The following is a 1,644-nucleotide window of genomic DNA, read 5'->3' as shown; positions in this document are numbered from 1 at the left end:
GGCGTGAACGAGAACGCGTTCCTGGTGCCGCAGATCGGGGTGTCGCACGACCAGAAGGGGCAGGCGATCGCACTGGTCGTGAACGCGGCCAACAAGGTCGAGACGCGTCCGTTGACGACGGCCGGCACGTACGGCCAGGACTGGATCGTCGAAGGCGGTCTGGAAGCAGGCGATCACGTGATCGTGCAGGGCGTCGACAAGGTGCGCCCGGGTGCGACCGTCAAGACTGTCGCGGCGCAGCTCGCGCCGGCGCCGGACGCTGCGTCCGGCACACCGGCAAGCGCCGCGCCGGCGAGCACCGCCGCCAATGCCGCCGCGCGTTCGACCGCTGCATCGGCCGCGCAATAACAAGGAGTCCGTTTCATGGCCAAGTTCTTTATTGATCGCCCGATCTTCGCATGGGTGATCGCGATCGTGCTGATGCTGGCCGGCGTCGCATCGATCTTCAAGATGCCGATCTCGCAGTATCCGACGATCGCACCGCCGACGATCCAGATCGAGGCGAACTATCCGGGTGCTTCCGCGAAGACGGTGGAAGACACGGTGACGCAGGTGATCGAGCAGCAGATGAGTGGTCTCGACAACTTCCTGTATATGTCGTCAACCAGCGATGACTCGGGTAACGCGACGATCACGCTGACCTTCGCGCCGGGCACCAATCCGGACGTCGCACAGGTGCAGGTGCAGAACAAGCTGTCGCTCGCGACGCCGAACCTGCCGCAGGTCGTGCAGCAGCTCGGCATGCAGGTCACGAAGTCGAGCAGCAACTGGCTGATGTGGTTCGCGTTCAACTCCGAGGACGGCAGCATGTCGAAGGAGGACCTGACGAACTACGTCGCGTCGCACGTGCTCGATCCGCTCAGCCGCGTGAATGGCGTCGGCCAGACGCTGTTGCTCGGTTCGCAGTTCTCGATGCGGATCTGGCTCGACCCCGTCAAGCTGACCAACTACAGCCTCACGCCGACCGACGTGACGGCCGCGATCACACAGCAGAACGTGCAGATCGCGGGCGGCCAGATCGGCGGCACGCCGGCGAAGCCGGGCACCATGCTGCAGGCGACGATCACCGAATCGACGCTGCTGCGCACGCCCGAGCAGTTCGGCAACATCCTGCTGAAGGTCAACCAGGACGGTTCGCAGGTTCGCCTGAAGGACGTCGGCCGCGCGGCGCTCGGCTCGGAGAACTACACGTTCGACACGAAGTACATGGGGCAGCCGACGGCCGGCCTCGGCATCCAGCTCGCGACCGGCGCGAACGCGCTGGCAACCGCGAACGCGCTGCGGGCCAAGATCCAGGAGCTGTCGAAGTACTTCCCGCACGGTCTCGTCGTCCACTATCCGTACGACACGACGCCGTTCGTGCGCCTGTCGATCGAGGAAGTGGTCAAGACGCTGCTCGAAGGTATCGTGCTGGTGTTCCTCGTGATGTATCTGTTCCTGCAGAACCTGCGGGCGACGATCATCCCGACGATCGCGGTGCCGGTCGTGCTGCTCGGTACGTTCGCGATCATGGGGCTCGCCGGCTTCTCGATCAACACGCTGTCGATGTTCGGTCTCGTGCTCGCGATCGGCCTGCTGGTCGACGATGCGATCGTGGTGGTGGAGAACGTCGAGCGCGTGATGGCGGAAGAGGGGCTGTCACCG

At 64.7% G+C, this 1,644-nt stretch carries 2 protein-coding genes; both read left to right on the top strand.

Annotated elements, in window-relative coordinates; all coding sequences use genetic code 11:
- A partial coding sequence (locus JYJ84_RS36145) for an HlyD family secretion protein (protein ID WP_374102166.1) occupies positions 1 to 348 on the top strand: 348 nt, incomplete at its 5' end.
- 15 nt (positions 349 to 363) lie between these two features.
- Positions 364 to 1,644, top strand: a 1,281-nt coding sequence (locus tag JYJ84_RS36140) for an efflux RND transporter permease subunit (protein WP_205190251.1), incomplete at its 3' end; no start/stop codon positions are given.

Source organism: Burkholderia sp. LMG 13014 (assembly GCF_905232215.1).
Lineage (GTDB): Bacteria > Pseudomonadota > Gammaproteobacteria > Burkholderiales > Burkholderiaceae > Burkholderia.
The sequence above is the reverse complement of the archived record's forward strand: the minus strand, read 5'-3'. Positions and strand labels throughout refer to the sequence as shown.